11 protein-coding genes are annotated in these 16,337 nt (G+C 49.9%); 2 read left to right on the top strand and 9 right to left on the bottom strand.

All coding sequences use genetic code 11. The annotated features are described in order from the left end of the window. Positions 1-32: 32 nt before the first annotated feature. From dppF to ebgR, 9 genes are all read right to left on the bottom strand, one after another. Complete coding sequence (dppF, locus tag M988_RS00680) at positions 33-1,040, bottom strand: dipeptide ABC transporter ATP-binding subunit DppF (RefSeq protein WP_008815585.1); 1,008 nt, start codon at positions 1,038-1,040, stop codon at positions 33-35. Then, complete coding sequence (dppD, locus tag M988_RS00675) at positions 1,037-2,017, bottom strand: dipeptide ABC transporter ATP-binding protein (RefSeq protein ID WP_008815586.1); 981 nt, start codon at positions 2,015-2,017, stop codon at positions 1,037-1,039. Before dppD ends, dppF begins: the two co-directional genes overlap by 4 nt. A 19-nt stretch (positions 2,018-2,036) precedes the next feature. Further along, complete coding sequence (gene dppC / locus M988_RS00670) at positions 2,037-2,942, bottom strand: dipeptide ABC transporter permease DppC (protein WP_061059420.1); 906 nt, start codon at positions 2,940-2,942, stop codon at positions 2,037-2,039. 11 nt (positions 2,943-2,953) lie between these two features. After that, positions 2,954-3,973: a dipeptide ABC transporter permease DppB gene (gene dppB / locus M988_RS00665; protein WP_061059419.1), complete on the bottom strand. Its 1,020-nt coding sequence runs from the start codon at positions 3,971-3,973 to the stop codon at positions 2,954-2,956. A 179-nt stretch (positions 3,974-4,152) separates the two neighbouring features. Continuing rightward, positions 4,153-5,781, bottom strand: coding sequence for a dipeptide ABC transporter periplasmic-binding protein DppA (dppA, locus tag M988_RS00660; RefSeq protein ID WP_008815589.1), 1,629 nt, complete (start codon positions 5,779-5,781; stop codon positions 4,153-4,155). A 653-nt stretch (positions 5,782-6,434) separates the two neighbouring features. Then, the gene (locus M988_RS00655; protein WP_064572478.1) at positions 6,435-7,919 is read right to left on the bottom strand and encodes an amino acid permease; all 1,485 of its coding nucleotides are present in this window, start codon (positions 7,917-7,919) and stop codon (positions 6,435-6,437) included. An 84-nt stretch (positions 7,920-8,003) separates the two neighbouring features. Next, on the bottom strand, positions 8,004-8,456 hold the full coding sequence (locus M988_RS00650) for a beta-galactosidase subunit beta (protein ID WP_064572477.1): 453 nt from the start codon (positions 8,454-8,456) through the stop codon (positions 8,004-8,006). A 13-nt stretch (positions 8,457-8,469) separates the two neighbouring features. After that, entirely contained in the window at positions 8,470-11,538 is a 3,069-nt protein-coding gene (gene ebgA, locus M988_RS00645) for a beta-galactosidase subunit alpha (protein WP_064572475.1), read from the bottom strand. 153 nt (positions 11,539-11,691) lie between these two features. Continuing rightward, complete coding sequence (gene ebgR / locus M988_RS00640; RefSeq protein ID WP_064572473.1) at positions 11,692-12,675, bottom strand: transcriptional regulator EbgR; 984 nt, start codon at positions 12,673-12,675, stop codon at positions 11,692-11,694. Positions 12,676-12,884: 209 nt separating this feature from the next. On the opposite strand from ebgR, the gene ygjJ reads away from it, so the two are divergent. Together ygjJ and ygjK are read left to right on the top strand one after the other, a co-directional pair. Then, positions 12,885-13,952, top strand: coding sequence for a protein YgjJ (gene ygjJ, locus M988_RS00635; RefSeq protein ID WP_156518147.1), 1,068 nt, complete (start codon positions 12,885-12,887; stop codon positions 13,950-13,952). A 9-nt stretch (positions 13,953-13,961) separates the two neighbouring features. Further along, positions 13,962-16,334, top strand: a complete 2,373-nt coding sequence (gene ygjK / locus M988_RS00630) for an alpha-glucosidase (protein WP_064572468.1) — start codon at positions 13,962-13,964, stop codon at positions 16,332-16,334. Positions 16,335-16,337 lie beyond the last annotated feature (3 nt).

The following is a 16,337-nucleotide window of genomic DNA, read 5'->3' as shown; positions in this document are numbered from 1 at the left end:
AGCTCTCAAAATAGAATCCTGATAAATCGATACTAAGCGCTTTCCGCAGCTTCATCCTGATCCACAGCAAAACAGGCAATCAGCTGTTCGCCATACTGTTTCAGCTGTGGCTGTAGCTGCTTGCAAGTGCCAAATGCACGACGGCAGCGCGCGTTAAAGGCGCAGCCAGGCGGTGGATTTAACGGACTTGGCAGCTCACCGGTCAACTTGATTCGCTCGCGGCGCATGTCTGGATTCAAGCGTGGCGTCGCAGAGAGCAGCGCTTGGGTATAAGGATGTCGCGGATTGTTAAACACGGCATCCTTTGGCCCTTTTTCCACACAGCGCCCCAAATACATCACCATCACTTCATCGGCAATGTGCTCCACCACCGACAAGTCATGAGAGATAAAGACATAAGACAGCCCCATCTCTTGCTGCAAATCCATCATCAGGTTCAGTACCTGAGCGCGCACCGAAACGTCCAGCGCAGAAACGGGCTCATCAGCGATCACCACGTCAGGATTGAGCATCAAACCGCGTGCAATCGCGATACGCTGACGCTGCCCACCGGAAAACATATGGGGATAACGATCGTAATGCTCAGTTTTCAATCCCACTTTCGCCATCATCGCTAATGCTTTTTCGCGGCGTTCAACGGCGCTAAGCGACGTATTGATAGTGAGCGGTTCTTCCAAAATAGCCCCGACCTTCTTGCGTGGATTTAGCGAAGCATAGGGATTTTGGAACACGATCTGGATTTTCTGCCGACGCAGTTTTTCCGCTGTTGCATCCGGCTTAAGCAAATCCTGTCCTTGATAATACAGCTCACCACCAGTAGGAATTTCAATCATGGTTAACAGGCGACCCAACGTCGACTTACCACAACCAGACTCACCAACCACCGCCAGCGTTTTGCCGCGTTCCAACGTAAACGAGACCCCATCAAGCGCTTTAACCAAACGTTCCGCGCCGAATAAACCTTTTTTCACCGGATAATGTTTTTTCAGATCGATAGCCTGAAGCAGCGGTGCCTGCTTATTCAGTGTTGCGTGACTCATAGTGTGGGTCTCCCCGCATCATCAAGCGGCGTATGGCATTTTGCCCTGCGTCCGTTGATATCTTTAAGTTCTGGCTCAACTTGACGGCACAAATCGTTGGCATACGGGCACCGAGGGTTAAGCAGGCAGCCGTTTGGACGATCGTATTTACCCGGAACAACACCGGGGAGCGATGCCAATCGCGCCTTATCGGCGGCAAACTCTGGCAACGCACGTAGCAGAGCCTGAGTGTAAGGATGGCGTGGGGTTCGGAAAATTTCCTGCGCTGTCCCTGCTTCCACAACCTGTCCCGCATACATCACGATAATCTTATGGGCTGCTTCTGCGACCAGTGCCAAATCGTGGGTAATCAGCACCAGCGCCATATTCTCTTTTTGCTGTAGCTCCAGCAGTAGCTCAATAATCTGTGCCTGAATGGTAACGTCCAGCGCCGTGGTAGGTTCATCAGCAATGAGCAGTTTTGGCCGACAAGCAATGGCCATTGCAATCATCACTCGCTGGCTCATCCCCCCAGAAAGCTGGTGCGGATACACGTCCAAGCGCGAGCCCGGATCGGGAATGCCTACCAGCGTTAGCAGGTCGATAGCACGCTGACGACGCGTACTGCGGTTGCCCCCCTGATGCACCTTGAGCGCTTCCATAATCTGAAAACCCACGGTGTAACACGGATTCAGACTGGTCATAGGATCCTGAAAAATCATAGCCACTTCAGCACCTACAATCTGACGGCGCTCTTTTTCAGAAATCTTCTGCAAATCAATATTGTTAAAGCTCAAACTGCTAGCCGTCACACGTCCAGGAAAGTCAATCAGCCCCATGATTGCTAGAGAGCTCACTGACTTGCCAGAACCTGATTCACCAACGATGCCGACAACTTCACCCTGATTAACGCTGTAGCTGATGCGATCAACGGCACGGAACGGCGCTTCTTTTTCACCGAAGTGAACTGATAGCTCGTTAACGTCTAATAAAGCCATAATATTCTACCTCTACCCACTACTGCTTGAGACGCGGATCTAACGCATCGCGTAATCCATCGCCCATCAGGTTAAATGCCAAGACCGTCAGCAAAATCGCTAAGCCAGGGAAGGTCACGACCCACCACGCACTTTGCGCAAATTGCAGTACATCAGACAACATGGTTCCCCATTCTGGCGTTGGCGGCTGAGCCCCCATGCCAAGGAAACCTAATGCAGCCATGTCGAGGATGGCATTCGAAAAACCTAACGACGCCTGCACAATCAAAGGCGCTAAACAGTTAGGCAGAATATTGATAAACATCTGGCGCATCGCACCTGCGCCCGCTACACGAGAAGCGGTCACATAATCGCGGTTCACCTCAACTAACACCGCCGCACGCGTTAATCGCACGTAGTGCGGCAGCGCAACAAAGGTTAACGCCAATGAAGCGTTAACAATCGACGGGCCGAAAATAGCCACCAGAACCAGAGCCAACAGCAGGCTTGGCAAGGCCAGCATGATATCCACAATACGCATGATGACGGCATCAACCACACCGCCAAAATATCCTGCCAACAGGCCGAATATCACGCCGAGGATCAGTGACAATACGACCACTAGACATCCCACCAGCAGTGACAAACGCGCACCATAAATCAGGCGCGACAGCACATCACGGCCTACATCATCTGTGCCAAGAATAAATTTCCAACTGCCGCCGTCTTGCCATACGGGAGGTTTAAGCAAGGCATCGCGGAACTGTTCCGCTGGCAGATGCGGAGCCAACACGTTTGCACCAATCGCCAAAATTAAAACGATGACGATATAGACCAGTCCTACCACCGCACCTTTGTTGCGTTTGAAGTAGTGCCAGAATTCTTGAAACGGAGTCATCGGCTTAGGCGCGCTTATTGCCGAGGACGTTGTTGTAACGTTAGACATCGTTGCGCCTCCTATTTCTTATGGCGAATACGTGGGTTAACGACGCCATACAGCACATCAACCAGCAGGTTAACCAGAATGATCATGACGGCTACCAATAGCACACCACCTTGTACCACCGGATAATCTCGGCGCTGCAAAGCATCAATCAACCAGCGCCCTAGCCCAGGCCAAGAGAAGATGGTTTCTGTCAGGATCGCCCCCGCCAATAGGGTCCCCACCTGTAGGCCAATGACTGTGACCACCGGCAACAGCGCATTGCGCAACGCATGTACAATAATCACGCGCATACGCCCCAAACCTTTCGCGCGAGCGGTACGGATATAGTCTTCACTCAGCACTTCCAACATCGATGAGCGGGTCATACGCACAATGACCGCCAATGGGATAGTACCCAGCACGATGGCAGGTAAAATCATGTGCATGACTGCATCTTTGAAATCACCCGGCTCTCCCCACAATAGGGTATCAATCAGCATAAATCCGGTTAACGGATAGCTATCATCAAGGAAAACACTGTCGTCTATGCGCCCCGATACGGGCGTGAGATTGAACTGTACCGATACCAACATGATAAGCATGATCCCCCACCAGAAAATCGGCATGGAATAGCCTGTCAGTGAGATACCGACAGCGGTATGATCGAATATGGAGCCGCGCTTCACCGCAGCTAATACGCCGACCGGTATACCGACCGCGATAGCGAATAACATCGCACAGATACCGAGTTCCAGCGTGGCCTTAAAACGGGGGACAAACTCAACCCAAACCGGCGTTCGGCTCTTGAGCGAGGTGCCTAAATCACCGTGCAGTACGTCTTTGACGTAGATGAAATATTGTTGATACAGCGGTTTATCCAAGCCCATTTCCGTCATCATCTGAGCATGACGTTCGGCGGAGATCCCGCGCTCCCCTGCCATGATCGTGACCGGATCGCCGGGGATCATGTGAACAAAAGCAAACGTTAATAACGTTATGCCAATAAACGTTGGGATCACTAACCCCAAACGCCGGAGTATGAACTGCAACATATCCCGTACTCTCTATTTTTATGATTGAAGCATTGCTCACAGTACAGCTACGTCTAACGGAGACCCCACCCCAACGCTCCCCTTCACAGAAGAGCGTTGAATGATGAAAATGCCCACTCGGCACAATCTATTTCTATTCCTCCCCCTGACAAGAGGGAGGATGGGAGGGGTTAACGTGGTTAGTCGAGAGACACCTGATCGAAGTGATGTTTACCTAATGGATCAACCACATAGCCTTTCACTTCTTTACGCACTGGCTCATAAACGGTGGAGTGAGCGATGATCAACGCGGGTGCCTGATCATGCATAACGACCTGAGCCTGTTTATAAAGTTCGGTGCGTTTTTCGTGATCGGATTCAGCGCGTGCTGGCTGGATCAAATCTTCAAACGGCTTGTAGCACCATCTTGAGTAGTTAGAACCATCTTTAGCAGACTGACAGCTAAACAGCGTCGCGAAGAAGTTATCTGGATCCCCATTGTCCCCAGTCCATCCCATCATCACGGTCTGATGCTCGCCGTCTTTCGCACGTTTTAGGTATTCACCCCACTCATAGGTAACAATCTTGGCTTTTACACCGACCTTCGCCCAGTCAGCCTGAATCATCTCAGCCATACGGCGAGCGTTCGGGTTGTATGGACGCTGTACCGGCATTGCCCACAGGTCGATAGCAAAACCATCTGCCAAGCCTGCTTCTTTCAACAACTCTTTTGCTTTCGCTGGGTCGTAAGCATAGTCGGTGATTTTGTCGTTGTAGCTCCACATGGTCGGTGGGATCAGGTTCTTCGCTGGCTGACCCGCTTTCTGATACACCGCTTCAATGATCGCCTCTTTATTTACCGCCATCGTCAGTGCCTGACGCACTTTCACGTTATCCAGCGGTTTTTTCTCAACGTTATACGACAAGTAGCCAACGTTCAGACCCGGCTGCTCCATCAACGTAATACTTTTATCTTGCTTCATGCGGTCAATGTCAGCCGGATTTGGATACGGCATCACCTGACACTCATTTTTTTGCAGTTTGGCATAACGCACGGAAGCATCCGGCGTTATGGAGAAGACCAAGCGATCGATTTTTGGCTTAGGTCCCCAGTAATCTTTGAACGGCTTGTACAGGATTTTGGAGTCTTTCTGATATTGCACCAGTTGGAATGGCCCCGTCCCCAGCGGCTCAAGGTCGATCTTCTCTGGTGTACCCGCCTTCATCATCGCATCGGCGTATTCAGCAGATAAAATAGACGCAAAATCCATTGCCAAATCAGCTAAGAATGGTGATTCAGGACGTGTCAGTTCAAAGCGTACGGTGTTATCGTCCACTTTTTCTACTTTGCTGATCAATTCACCCAATCCCATACCTTGGAAATACTCATAGGTGCCACCGGACACTTTGTAGTACGGGTTTTTTTCATCTTTCTGACGCATAAAGGAGAACACGATGTCATCAGCGTTCAAATCACGCGTTGGGGTAAACAGCTTGCTGCCTTGCCACTTCACGCCTTTACGCAGATGGAAAGTGTAGGTTTTACCATCTGGGCTGATCTCCCACTTTTCGGCTAAACCCGGCTGGATCTCAGTGGTGCCAGTTTTGAACTCAACTAAACGGTTGTAGAGCGGCACAGAACTCGCATCGTAAGTTGTACCAGAAGTGAACAACTGAGGGTTAAAACCTTCAGGTGAACCTTCTGAGCAATAAACCAGAGTTTTTGCCTGAGCACCGGCGGCCAGCGCCAGAGCAACCAGACCAATCCCCAACTTCAACGCACCTATTTTTTTTCCACGGTGAGTGGAGGTGTTCTTATAAGAAGACATAACGCTTGGCTCCGTAGTGATGTGTGTGTCTGCCAGATCTGTTTTTTTATATGCGACCCGTGCAGTGTTGGCTGAAAAGCCAAGGATGGGTGCAACCCGCATGCCAAAGAGAACGATTCTTCGGGGCCACATTGGGTAGCACTTGGAAGGGGCTTCCAGTGTTAATCACCCACCTTATGCATACCAATTTCGCAAGTGTTTAAGGTGACGTCAATATAACCAAAGGTGATTTACAAGGACTGTGATATACAGCATACAAACATTAAAGAAACGTCTTGATAACATTTACAGGATTAAAATTTATGCTAGCAGTCGTTGGTCAGCTTATTTCACTATGTAACAAAATTTTAATAGCGGATATCTCTGGCAGAATTGGTGAAAAAATTATCGCCAAATGCTGAATATCTGAACAATTGGGTTTGTAATTTGCGGCATCGACAGGAGGAAATGCTGTTCTGAGCGAAGTCATGCTCCATTTTGGGGAATCATTTTGGCTGTTTCGCATCATGTTAGGGCATGTGCAATGTTGTTTCTGGCTTAACCTTAGCACAGAGGATTTGCCGTTCAAAAACGCGCTGGTGATTATTAAACGAGTTATAGCAAAACAAGAAAAGCCAGTCTGATTTAACGGGCTGGCTGATTTAATGGCACAACTAACGAACCACAGGAATACCTGCTGTCGTTATATTATCTCGTTGCTGCTCCAGCACAATTTGTGCCAGCGGAGTGTCTGCTTCATATCGAGCCCGCGCGTCCAGCCCTTTTTCGTACTTGTTGTATTTCCACCACGCGTAACCAAGAAAGATAACCAACCCACCGACGTTATAAAACATGATGGTCATGATGCTGGCACCCGTTGGGAACGTGGAAGCAATAAACCCAACGGTGAAAATTACAATCAGCACACTGACGATGGTAATGCCCTGCATGCGTGTTCCCATGCGGAAATCGCGATTCACGCCATCATATTTGATGCGTAAGTTTAGGTATGCCAGCATGATAAATAGTGGAGGCAACATAGATGCTGCCGCCGTCATATTGATCAACGTATTCATCAATTCCTGTACGCTGCCCGAACCAATGGTTGGAATAAGCATCAGAGGAATGACAATTAAGAACTGGATCCAGGCGGCACGAGTAGGCACTCCATGCTGATTTAAGTGCACGGTTTTCTCACCAAAAATACCTTTTGGAATCTCCGTGAAAAATATTTTTACCGGAGCCGCAGTCCACATCAGCAAAGAACCAAACATCGCAGTAAAAGAGACAATCCCCACAAAACGCTTCATGAACATCGCGGGCAGGCCAAAATGACGTGCTAACCCTTCAAATACCTGAACTGTACCCCCGGTAAAGTGTAAATCAGCCTTGTGAACAAACACGTTAATCAGTAAAGAAGAAACCGTATACAAACCACCAATAAACAGTCCCGAAAGGATTATCACTTTCACGAAGACTTTGCTGCCACCTTTTACGTCGTTAACGTACACAGCCACAGACTCTGCACCGCCTGCTGCTTGAAAAATCCACGCAATAATGCCAAGAAACGCCCAGCTAAAATGAGGAGTAATTGCCTCTACGTTGAGGGGGTCAGCAGGTTCTACACCACCAATCACCGTAGCACCCGCAAGAATAATGTAGGAGAACGTCAACAACAGCATGAGCGTGGAAGTGAGAGACGTCATTGGCCCCAGCAATTTCGCGCCATGGTTAGAAATCCAGGTCGAAAATGCAAACAAGCAGATACTAATAATTGCTGTAGTCAATGGCGTAAATATATAGTCATATCCGAGAAATGCATACGATGCGTAAGCAATAACTCTCGGTAATAATGAAGTAAAGAAAAACAAATTAACGAACCAGTAAGTGTAGGCGGTAATAAATGCCCAACGCCCACCCATAGCACTTTTCACCCACGCATAAACGCCCGCTTCAGAATTTTTATTAAGCGAAACAAACTCGGCAATAACCAAACAAAATGGAATAAAATAAATAAGCGTTGCCACTAAAAAAACCGGTGCCGACGCAATACCTAATTCAATATTATTATTAATGACATTATTGAAGCTAAATACCGCCGCAAATGTCATGGCTAATAGTCCAAACTTGCCAATGGTGTTTCTGTTCGTTGAAGCCATATTAACTCCACATGTAGGGTATTTTTATTGTATTTGCGGATGTCGCTAACGTAGATTGGATAAGCGTTAGCACCATCCGACGTTTTATTTATTAAGGAAATACGTTTCCTCAACGGTAACTTTCAGGATGACCTTCCGCATGCTATCCCCAGCAGAAAATCTGTACGCTTCGTGGTTTTCAAAAATGGCGACATTACCCGCCACCAGCTTCTGTTTTGCGCCCTGCCCGCTGAAATACTCTCGGTCACATTCATCCTTATAAGGAACTTCTGGGGTTAATTCAGCTTTGGCGGCATATTCCACCATTTCTTGTCCGGCAAGATAATAATGCACATCGAAGTAACGGCGGTTGCCTTCAAATAGCCCGTCACCAGCACCAGAACATTCCGTAAGACGATAAACTAGTGAATCCCCTATCGAATAAAAAACATCAGGCTTAATACTCTTCAGGTTATTAATTGCTTCCATACAGCGCTGCCATTTTTTCCCAGCCCGGTAAACGCTCTGAAATTCTTCTAAAGTATTTACAATAATCATTACGCCAGCCTCATCAAGAATGTGCGCGTACGCTTTGTGGATGGAAATCGTATTTCGCCAGATCGCTTATCGCAGTTTCTGCCTTACGGAACGGCACCATGGTGAAGCCGTATTCGAACGGTTTGAGGTAAACCCGGAATGAATCCAGCACCTCGGAACCCCAGGAGTTGGAACCAAGGCCGAGGATTTGGTCGTCAAGGTTTAGCGTCAGGTAATCGCACACTTCCAGTTCGTTGATGTGCTGCGCCTGTTGCAACATTTCAGCGCTGTAAGGCCATAGGCTGAAGTTAATCGGTCTGCGCGGCTGAATGAAAATCCCGTTACCCTTTTCATCCTCGACGCTCAGCCAGCGCACCTGCTGCCGGTTGCCGTTATCCTGCGGGAACGGATAGTTTTCAAACAGGCTCTCAACGGGCTGGCAATAATGGCCTATCAGGTTGCTCTGGCAGCTATCGCCGTAGTTTTCACCCGGCCCACGTCCGTAATATTCCACCTGTTTAAAGCGCTTGCTGATGCCAAAATCGAGGCCAATTTTCGGGATAATAGCCTGGTAATTGCCGTAAGGCGTGCCGGACAAATCCAGCGTGACGTGGCCTGCGGGCGTGATGCGCCAGCGATAAGTGCAGCGCATCCCGAAGTCGAATACCGGCGGCGCAATGACGCTATCAATTTCAATAATTTCATCGTCACCCTGCGAGAAATGCCGCATCGCGCGGAAATTATGTTGCATCAAATGCAGGTGATACGGCTGCCACAGGCCTTCAAATTCTTGCTTATGGTTATCAATTGTTGGTTTGAAGAACGTCAGATGCGGTGCGCGCCCAACGATCTCTTCGCCTGCGACTAACCAGGAAACCAGCTCGCCGCTTAAACGGCAGAACGTCAGAGTAAAATCAGTGCCGCTGATAACTTGCTGATGCCCCTGCGTGTCATTGCGTAATGTGCCAGATTTCTTGAGCGGCAACGGCTCACGCGATTCCGCCTGTTGGCGCAAAATCTGGAAGTGGCCGAGAGCATGCATCGCTTCGCTGTAGCTCGTCGCACTCCGCTTAATGATTTCAACGTTGATAAACACTTCACCGGCTGGCAGTTGCGGTGGTGACAGACGCAACTCTTCGGCCTCGCCAGGCAGCAAATGCGGCAGCGCTAATGTTTGCTGCGCGAGGGTTTTGCCATCGACTTGATATGCCACCTGAAACTCGATATCGCCCAGCGTGCTGTACCAGTATCGGTTTTCCACCAGCAACACATCGTCGTGTTCCGTCTGGCGAATATTGACCGGGCATAGCACCTGTTTGTATTCACGCAGGCCAGGGCCCGGGCGCTGATCGGGATAAATCAGGCCGTCCATGCAGAAGTTGTAGTTGTTCGGGAAGTCGCCGTAATCGCCGCCGTATTGATAGCGCTCGCGGCCCTGCTCGTCGTGCACCAGCAAACCGTGGTCGCACCATTCCCAGATGTAATGGCCTTGCAAACTTTTATGCTGATTAAATACCGCCTGATATTCCGCCAGCCCACCCGGCCCGTTCCCCATCGCATGGGCGTATTCACAAATGATGCGCGGCTTAGGATGCGGATATTCACCAAACGCGTTCATCATCGAAACGCGCGAATACATGGTGCTGATAACGTCGACCACTTCTGCGTCGCGATCTTCTTCGTAATGCACCAGACGCGTTGGGTCGAGTTCCTTGCAGCGCGCGGCCATCGCACGAATATTGCAGCCGTAACCCGACTCATTGCCCAGCGACCACATGATGATGGAAGCATGATTTTTCTGCGCCATGACGTGGCGTTCGATACGTTCGACGTAAGCCTGTTCCCAAGCAGGATCATCCGTGATGCGGCTGAGATTACCGACGTTAGCAAAGCCGTGGCTTTCAAGATCGGTTTCCGCCATAACAAACAGGCCGTACTGGTCGCACAAGGCATAAAAGCGGGGATCGTTCGGGTAATGTGCGGTACGAACGGAGTTGATGTTGTGCTGCTTCATCAAAATGATGTCGCGCTCAACACGCTCCATATCCACTGCGCGGCCTTTCTGATGATCGTGATCGTGGCGGTTCACGCCGTGTAATTTCAGATAGCGTCCGTTCACATAAAATAGCCCGTCGCGCACTTTGATGTCACGGAAGCCGACCTGTTGCGGTACTACTTCGATGATTTCACCGCTGGCATCACGCAGCGTTAACAGCAGCAAATAGAGGTTGGGATGTTCCGCATTCCATTGCTTTGGCTGTTTTACCGGCAGCAAAAACTGGCAGGTTGAATCATTCTGTATCGCGAGCGTAGTTTGCTGTTCGGCAACGCATTTATCGCCATCCAATAATTGGGCATGAAGCTGGAAATCTACGGCGTGCGTCGCGGAATTATTATGAAGCTCGCAGCTTATCTGAAGTTCCGCATCGCAATAATTTTCATCAAATTCAGTGATTACGGTTAAATCATGCAGATGCACCTGCGGCTGACCAATCAGGTAAACATCGCGGAAAATCCCCGCCATCCACCACATATCCTGATCTTCGATGTAAGTGGAATCCGCCCACTGCATCACCCGCACGCTAAGCAAGTTTTCACCCGCTTGCACGTAGGGACTGAGGTCGAATTCAGCGCTCAGGCGACTGCCTTTGCTGAAGCCAACGTAATGGCCGTTAACATAGACTTCAAAGTAAGTTTCTACGCCATCAAATTTGATAATGATCTGGCGTTGCAACCAGTCCAGCGGAAGTGAAAACTGGCGCTGATAGGCACCGGTTGGATTATTGGTGGGAACAAAAGGCACGTCGATAGGGAATGGATAACCCTCGTCAGTGTATTGCAGTTTACCGTGGCCTTCCATTTGCCACATGCTCGGAATGGTGATGTTACCCCAATCCGTCATTGGCTGATGATAAAATTCAGCAGGCACTTTTTCCGGATGGTCGAAATAGTTAAAAGCCCACTTGCCACTTAGCAGCATAAAGCCCTGACTCGCGGAACGATCCAGTCCTTTCGCCTGCTCCGTGCTGCTATAGCTGTGAAACCAAGCTCTCGCTGGTAAACGGTTCTCAGATTGTTTTTCGATGTTTTCCCAATTGTTCACGCCAACATCCTCATTACGTGGGTATGGGTAAACAATAGTAAATATTTAGTAAAACAAAAAATTAAAGTTTACTAAATGCCGAGGGGATCACAATAAATCGTTGAGGTTAAGGATTTGCGGTGGATGTCGCCTGCGCTAACCCACCCTTAAAAATCAAGGAGATACCGTTGTGTCTCGCAACAGCAAAGAGCTTGGAACAAAGACGGAAAGTGGGATGGTCCGATCGTCGCGAATCCGTTCCATCAGCAGGTTAACGGCCTGCGCACCGATGGTTTCGGAGTGAATGCGGACAGTTGATAAAGCAGGATACACAAAGCGTGCGGTTGGAATATCGTTGACGCTAATCAGCGCCATTTGCTCGGGGACTTTAACGCCATGTTCATGCAATGCGCGCAGCACACCAATGGCTATGGAGTCGGTCGCAACAAACAAGGCTGGCGGATAATCCTTTGATGCAGAAAGCATTTTTTTCGCACACTGGTAACCCGCCTGGCTGCTGAAATCGCCGTAGTAAACATCCTGCGGCTGGACCACGTTTTTACTTAACCCGTATTCAACAAACGCTCGCTCGCGCTGATCGGCATATTCAGGGTCATCGCGCCCGCCGATGAAACCGATGCGCAGGTAATCACGGGAAATAAAGTAGTCGATAACTTTCTGGCTGATTTTATATAAATCAACGCTCACGCAGTCAAAGCGCGGATCATTGGTGACGCCATCAAGGTACACCAGCGGTAAATCCTGCTGTTCAAGTATTGCTTGTGCAACAGACTGAGGTTTACCAATAATCAGTAAACCGTCGACTGCTGGCAGCGTTCTGTCGCCTTTAAAGTCATAACAAGAAACTAGCGTGATGCCTAGCTTTTCACATTGAGTTTCAATGCCATAACGCATCGCCAAATAATAGGGATCGTTGATTTCTAGTTCTTGTCCATGAGTATAAAGTGCAGCAAATGTCAGGCGCTGATTAGCCTGTCGCTTGACGCTGGGGACTTTGTATTCGAGGCGCTCTGCGGCTTCGAGGATTTTCTGACGCGTCTGACTTTTCACACTCAAGGTGGGATCGTCATTTAGCACTCGTGAAACCGTCGCCACCGAGACCTGGGCCGCCTTCGCGATTTCCTTCAATGTAGCCATAAAATCCCAATAATCATCAGATGAAAACAATAGCTCAGTGGCACAATAGTAGCATGTATATCGCTGTATTTAACCTATTCCCCCGCCCATTTGAAGTTGTGATCGAACTATCGCTTTACTAATTTAAGTGTATTTTTTAGTAAATTTTTAACTAGTATGTTTTCCATTCCACTGCGTGAATGCAGTGATAACGATAAGGAATGGATTTCATGGTTAAAAATTTATCACTGACTCCGCTGGCTTTGCTGTTCATACCGATGGGGATGTTACAAGCCGCTGAAACTATTGAACCGGCTGAGCGACAGATGCCCAACGCTCCGGAAATATCTGCCAGTAATGCCGAAACCGCATTCCGCTTTTATGGCGAAATGGGGTTAGGTGGCAGTGTTTACCTGAACGGCGACAATAAACACAAATACAGCGACGGTACCTATATTGAGGGCGGTCTGGAAGTCAAACACGGCAACTGGTTCGGTCTGCTGTATGGCGAAGGCTGGACCGTTCAAGCTGACCACCAGGGCAACGCGTGGGTGCCAGACCATAGTTGGGGCGGTTTCGAAGGCGGCATTAACCGCTTTTACGGCGGCTATCGCACCGATAAAGGCACCGAATGGATCTTAAGCGGGCGTAACGATTCCTCGCTGGATGACCTGCAATGGTGGGGAGATTTCACACCAGAATACGGTTACGTGATCCCCAATACGCGCGATTTAACCTACGCCGCCAAAGTACAAAACCTCACCGGAGACTTTCGCTACAGCATCACCGCCGCCCCGGAAAGCCGCGTTGACGAAAGCAAAGCCTTGCTCCATTTTGGCAAATATGACCGTTATTCAGATAAATACACCTATCGGGCAATGATCAACGGCTATCTTCAATACGACATTCAAAAAGACCTGACCCTGCTTAACGGGCTGGAAGTCACTGATGGCACCGGGCAGCTTTACCTGCTGGGTTTACAGAGCAAACATCTGGCTGGGCGAGTCTGGCACCATACCGGCAAAGGCGATGGAACCAACCCCGGCAGCGAAAGCGGGATGATGGTCAGCGGCATGGTTGAACCGAGCAAGGGACTTTATCTCTCCACCGCGTGGAGCTACGCAAAACATCTGCTGGATAACGCCGAAGACCAGACCACCTCCTACGCACAGTTTGGTATCTGGTACGAATATTTCGACGGCAAGTTCGCCACCGCGCTGGACAGCCGTTTTTATCTGCATAACGACACCACGGATGCCAGCAACTCGGTATTCCTGATGCAATATTTCTACTGGTAAGGATACGACATGAAACCTTTATTCCGTCTTGCCCCGCTCGCAGCCGTGCTGATTCTGGCTGGCTGTAAAACCACACACCACGACACCACAGTGTTAAAAGCCAACGATTATCAAAATGTGATTGACCGTACCGGCGCACCGCACGCCATGCTCGATTACGATTTTGATGAGCATCAGCGTTTTAATCCGTTGTTTGATGACGGCGCCTGGCACGGGCATTTATTACCGGCAAGCAGTGAAGGAATGGGTGGATTCCCCGGCCCCGCGCTGCTGACCGAAGAGTACATCAACTTTATGGCGAACAATTTCGACCGCCTGAGCGTGTATAAAAATGGCCAGAAAGTCGCTTTCACGATGCAGGCGCACAGCATTCCTGGCGCGCTTATCCAGACGCTGACTGCCCCAGGCGTGACGGTAAAAATGACGCTGCGTTTTGTCACCTCCCGCACCTCATTGCTGGAAACAGAAATCACCACCGACGCGCCTCTGGAGTTGGTCTGGGATGGTGAGTTACTCGAGAAATACCATCTTCAGGAACAGAAACCGCAGTCCGATCAGACCATCGAGCAGGCTTTTCCCGGTTACACGCGCACGCTGCATGCCACCTCCGACGGCCTGACCGTGAACTTTGGTAAAGTGCGCGCCGACGCGAATTTAATGACCTCCGGCGATTCCCAGTACCAAATCCATAAGACTCTGCCAATGAACACGCAGATCGACGGTCATCGTTTTGTGTCTAAAGCAAAAATTGACAGCTCTACCAAAATTTACACCACTTACTCTCATTTGCTGACGGCAGCCGAAACGCAAAAAGAGCAAAGCAAGATTGCTGATATTCTCAAAAGTCCGCAGCCGTATCTCACTGCATCCGAGCAGCGCTGGGAAGGCTATCTGAAAACGGGTCTGAATAATCCTGATGCCACGGCAGCGCAAACCCGCGTAGCGGTAAAAGCTATCGAGACGCTAAACGGTAACTGGCGCGGAGTGGCCGGTGCGATGAAATTTGATTCCGTTACGCCATCGGTAACCGGACGCTGGTTCTCAGGGAATCAAACCTGGCCGTGGGACACCTGGAAGCAGGCTTATGCCATGGCGCATTTCAACCCGTCAGTTGCCAAAGATAACATCCGCGCGGTCTTTGCCTGGCAGATCCCATCGGATGATCCTGTTCGACCATGGGATGCCGGTTTTGTACCCGATCTTATCGCCTACAACACCAGCCCGGAGCGCGGCGGCGATGGCAGCAACTGGAATGAACGCAACACCAAACCAAGCCTGGCGGCCTGGTCCGTGATAGAAGTATACAAAACCACAAACGACAAAATCTGGCTTGAGGAGATGTATCCGCATCTGGTGGCCTATCACGACTGGTGGCTGCGTAACCGCGACCACAACCGAAATGGCGTACCGGAATATGGTGCCACGCGCGATAAAGCGCATAACACACCGGACGGCAAAATGATCTTTACCGTGAAACGCGGTGGCAAAGAGCAAAAAATGGTGGGCCTGGATAACTACAACCGCGTCTTGCGTAGCGGGAAATATGACAGCATCGACATTCCGGCGCAGGTTGCGGCTTCGTGGGAATCCGGGCGCGATGACGCAGCGGTGTTTGGCTTTATCGACCCAGACCAGTTGCAACGTTATCTGGATAAAGGCGGCAAGCGCGAGGACTGGCAGGTTCTGTTCGCCGAAAACCGCGCCCCAGACGGCATGCTGCTGGGATATTCGCTGTTACAAGAGTCGGTGGATCAGGCCAGCTATATGTACAGCGACAGCACTTATCTGGCGGAAATGGCAAAGATCCTCGGTAAACCTGAGGATGCGCAACGCTTTAGCCAGCACGCTAAAAAACTGGCCGACTACATCAACACCTGTATGTTCGACGATGCAACTGGCTTCTACTACGACATCCGCATCGAAGATAAACCGCTGGCAAATGGCTGTGCAGGCAAACAGATTGTGGCGCGCGGCAAAGGGCCAGAAGGCTGGTCGCCGCTGTTTAATGGCGCGGCAACTCAGGCACATGCCGATGCCGTGGTGAAGGTGATGAAAGATCCGAAAGAGTTTAATACTTACGTCCCACTCGGCACCGCAGCGCTAACTAATCCGGCGTTTGGCGCAGATATTTACTGGCGCGGCCGCGTGTGGGTGGATCAGTTCTACTTTGGGCTGAAAGGAATGGAGCGTTACGGTTATCGTGCGGATGCGGTGGAAATGGCTAATCGGTTCTTCGCTCACGCCAATGGGTTAATGACCGATGGCCCAATTCGTGAGAACTACAATCCGCTGAATGGCGAGCAACAAGGTGCACCAAATTTCTCCTGGAGCGCCGCTCATCTTTATATGTTGTACAACGATTTTTTCACACAAAAAAAATAGTAC

The organism is Hafnia paralvei ATCC 29927 (assembly GCF_001655005.1).
Classification (GTDB): Bacteria; Pseudomonadota; Gammaproteobacteria; order Enterobacterales; family Enterobacteriaceae; genus Hafnia; species Hafnia paralvei.
This window is presented reverse-complemented; position numbering and strand designations above follow the sequence as displayed.

Bases quoted from the DNA above. Each gene is read 5' to 3' on its own strand.
- dppF (WP_008815585.1), bottom strand. From the start codon at position 1,040: ATGAGTCACGCAACACTGAATAAGCAGGCACCGCTGCTTCAGGCTATC.
- dppD (WP_008815586.1), bottom strand. From the start codon at position 2,017: ATGGCTTTATTAGACGTTAACGAGCTATCAGTTCACTTCGGTGAAAAA.
- dppC (WP_061059420.1), bottom strand. From the start codon at position 2,942: ATGTCTAACGTTACAACAACGTCCTCGGCAATAAGCGCGCCTAAGCCG.
- dppB (WP_061059419.1), bottom strand. From the start codon at position 3,973: ATGTTGCAGTTCATACTCCGGCGTTTGGGGTTAGTGATCCCAACGTTT.
- dppA (WP_008815589.1), bottom strand. From the start codon at position 5,781: ATGTCTTCTTATAAGAACACCTCCACTCACCGTGGAAAAAAAATAGGT.
- M988_RS00655 (WP_064572478.1), bottom strand. From the start codon at position 7,919: ATGGCTTCAACGAACAGAAACACCATTGGCAAGTTTGGACTATTAGCC.
- M988_RS00650 (WP_064572477.1), bottom strand. From the start codon at position 8,456: ATGATTATTGTAAATACTTTAGAAGAATTTCAGAGCGTTTACCGGGCT.
- ebgR (WP_064572473.1), bottom strand. From the start codon at position 12,675: ATGGCTACATTGAAGGAAATCGCGAAGGCGGCCCAGGTCTCGGTGGCG.
- ygjJ (WP_156518147.1), top strand. From the start codon at position 12,885: ATGGTTAAAAATTTATCACTGACTCCGCTGGCTTTGCTGTTCATACCG.
- ygjK (WP_064572468.1), top strand. From the start codon at position 13,962: ATGAAACCTTTATTCCGTCTTGCCCCGCTCGCAGCCGTGCTGATTCTG.